Here is a 207-nt window from a genome sequence, read left to right on the forward strand (position 1 = left end):
CGCCACATAAGGTGCCGGCATCTGTTCCTGGATGACTGGAGAGCGCTGCGAGGTCTCCTCGCTGCCGAATAGATGCCAATAGGGCGCGATGCGCCAGCTGCCGTCCTCAGGCTGTGTGAAGGCGGGCGGAATTGCGCTGAAATAATCCAACCGGCTATCGCCCGCTTCCAGAAGCCGCACCCCGGGATCGCCGTAGCGCAAATGACC

At 62.3% G+C, this 207-nt stretch carries 1 pseudogene; it reads right to left on the minus strand.

Annotated features, from left to right (window positions below):
• Nucleotides 1-207, minus strand: a pseudogene (locus BG74_RS18540) (molybdopterin dinucleotide binding domain-containing protein); the annotation flags it as partial.

It is taken from the genome of Sodalis-like endosymbiont of Proechinophthirus fluctus (genome assembly GCF_001602625.1).
Lineage (GTDB): Bacteria > Pseudomonadota > Gammaproteobacteria > Enterobacterales > Enterobacteriaceae.